The organism is Clostridium sp. (assembly GCF_036569345.1).
Taxonomy (GTDB): Bacteria; Bacillota; Clostridia; order Clostridiales; family Clostridiaceae; genus Clostridium_AD.
This window is the reverse complement of the sequence record NZ_DATCQT010000136.1, coordinates 1-2771: the sequence shown is the minus strand read 5'-3', so window position 1 is coordinate 2771 and position 2771 is coordinate 1. Positions and strand designations below refer to the sequence as shown.

1 protein-coding gene is annotated in these 2771 nt (G+C 33.7%); it reads right to left on the bottom strand.

Annotated elements, in window-relative coordinates; translation table 11 throughout:
- Window positions 1-2771: NlpC/P60 family protein (locus tag VIM70_RS13280; protein WP_331946249.1), on the bottom strand; the 2771-nt coding region annotated here is incomplete at both ends.

Below are 2771 nucleotides of genomic sequence, written 5' to 3'. Positions count from 1 at the left end.
ATAGATGATTCTGGGTCAGTTCTATCTGATAATCCTTCGTCTTGTGCAGTACTTGCAAGGAATTGTCCTAATCCAGTAGCTCCTGAACCTTTGTTTCTTGCATTTGGATTAAATGCTGATTCCGTTTGAATTACACCTGCAAGTAAATTAGGATTAATCCCATATTTAGCACCATATTCATTTATCCAATCTTTATATTTACCATTCTGATATCCACCTGCATATTTTCCACTACTACTTGAAGAAGAACTAGAGGATGATGAAGTTGTACCAGTAGATTCAGATATATTTGAAGCACCATCTACAGATACTCTTCTAGCACCTGCATAATCAGCTCTACTAGATAATGTGGATATTTTAACCTTATCACCAGTTTTAGGACTATGTAGATATTGGTCTCCTCCCATATAAATACCAACATGATGAGGTGCTGAAGCGTCTCCAAAGAATACTAAATCTCCAGGTTGTAAATTTTTCTTAGCAACCGCAACTCCATCCTTAGATTGTGCTTGACTTGTTCTTGAAATGGATGTTCCTAATTCTTTATATACATAGGAAACTAATCCACTACAATCAAAACCTTTAGTTGATGTACCTCCCCAAACATAAGGAGTTCCTAAATATTCCTTTGCTTTTGCTACAATTTGATTACCTGCTTCTGATGCTGTAGCATTACCTGAAGCAACACTAGCTTTTCCTTCTAATGCAGTTAACACATTTACATTTGAAGTATTAAGACTAATTTGTTTCTTAGTTAAATCTATTTCATTTTGTATTAATTTAGCTTTTTCTTTCATTCCATCACGATATGCTTGTGAATGTTCTTCTAATTTTTCTTGACTAACATCTAATAAAGACATTGTGATTGCTAGAGATTTCATTGCACTTTGAAAATCTTTTTCAGAATTAGTAGCTTGTTTAGTCGCATCAGCTAATTCTTTATTAGCCTTAGTTAATGCTTTGGATGCCTCCGTCTGATCGGCTTTTGCTGAAGCATTCTCTTTCGTAGCAGAAGTGTTATCTTTCGTTGCCGAAGTTGATTTACCAACAGAATCAATATTAGGAGCTTTTATATCTGCTGTAATATTACTAAAAGAAGTATTTATTGCATTGACTTGGTCTTGTACTTTTTTAGCATTATTGCCTGCGTCAACAACTTTTTGATTAGCATTCATTATCTTAGATAATTGAGCTTCAGCCGCTGCCGAATCATCGCCACCACTATCCATTTGTGCTGCTAAATTTGCATGTCTATTTAAAACATCAACAACTGCCAAATTGTATGTATCCCAAAGTTTACTTAATCTAACTATAAGTTCTTTTTCTACAATTGCTTTTGCTTCAGCCAATGATTTAGCATTTTCTAAATCAGCTTTCTGTGCAGAAGATAAATTATTGTAATACTCACCTAATGCTTTTCTAATTGTATCTGTCCCTTTAATATTTGACGAATAATAACTTTCTGAACTATTCATCATTTCTGCATAAGCTTTATTAGCAGTATCTTTTGAAGAATTCATAGCTTCACTTATTTTATCGTATAATGCTGGTTCGTTGTTTAAATATCCTGCTAACTCAGAATGATTGTCGATTATATCCTTTACTGAATCAGCAGAAAAATGACCATCTGTATTATATTGTTCCATAAGTTTATTATAAGAAGACATTGAATCCATAGACGAATCAAAGGAATCAGTCAACTTTTTAACAGCTTCTGCTTTCGCTGCTGCTTCGACTTTTGACTTAGCTTCTGCTTGTGCTTGAGCGTCAATGGCAGATGCATTTTTTGTTGTTGCATTCGTATTCGAATCCGTTGCTGAGGTATTTAATCCAATACCAACAGATGAATCAGTAATTATTTTATTTTTAGTACCCATATTCTTATTAGTGAAATCGGCAGCCATATTATAATCATTTAAAGATTTAGTTCCACTTGTAACCTCTTTATCGTATCCTGCATGAGCCGTTGCTAGAAATTGAAGCACTGCTGTTTGGTCTTTTGTGTTTTTAATTTCCTTTTCTTGTGATTGTGTCCATGCAAGCCCACTATTTAACGTCTTATATCTTAAATCACTACCACCTTCGTCTCCTTTTTGTGTCATTAGCCCTTCTATCGTGTCCTTATATGCTTTAGCTTTTTTTACTTTTGCTAACTCATCATCTGGGTTTACTGATGAAACTACTTCTAAAGCCTTGCCTTTAGCCTCTTCTAATTTCATAGCTACTAATTTTTTAGTCAAGTCTAAATTCTCTGCTAATGCTTTGTTATTTTTATCATAAGCAGTCGTTGCTTCTGGTACTGTTCCTGCTAACTGAGACTCTATATCATTTAATCTAGTTTTTTCATCAGCTGTTAATTTTGTTGGGTCTTTAGCTTGAATTGTTTGTTGTTCTTCAAGTAGTTTATTTAAACCATCAATTTCTGTTTTAGATGCTTTGTATTCATCCGCAACTTGTGACATTTGGTCTCTAAGCTCTTGTTGTTTTTTAATTGTATCAGCAGTACGATTATTAAAAATCATAAATGCACTTGCTATTACTGTTATCCCTAAAGCCACCCATCCTAATGGATTTTCTGTGAAAGCTATTTTTAAATTATTCATCGCAAGAGTTGCACCTTTTGTTACAGATGTCATAACTCCAACATCAAATATAACAGAAGCCATAGAAATAGCAAAACTAGTCATAGCTTTTTCTATGGCGACACCTTTAAATAACAGTAATGCAGTTGTTGCAACCATTATTACAGATTTTAGATTTCCAAAAATTTG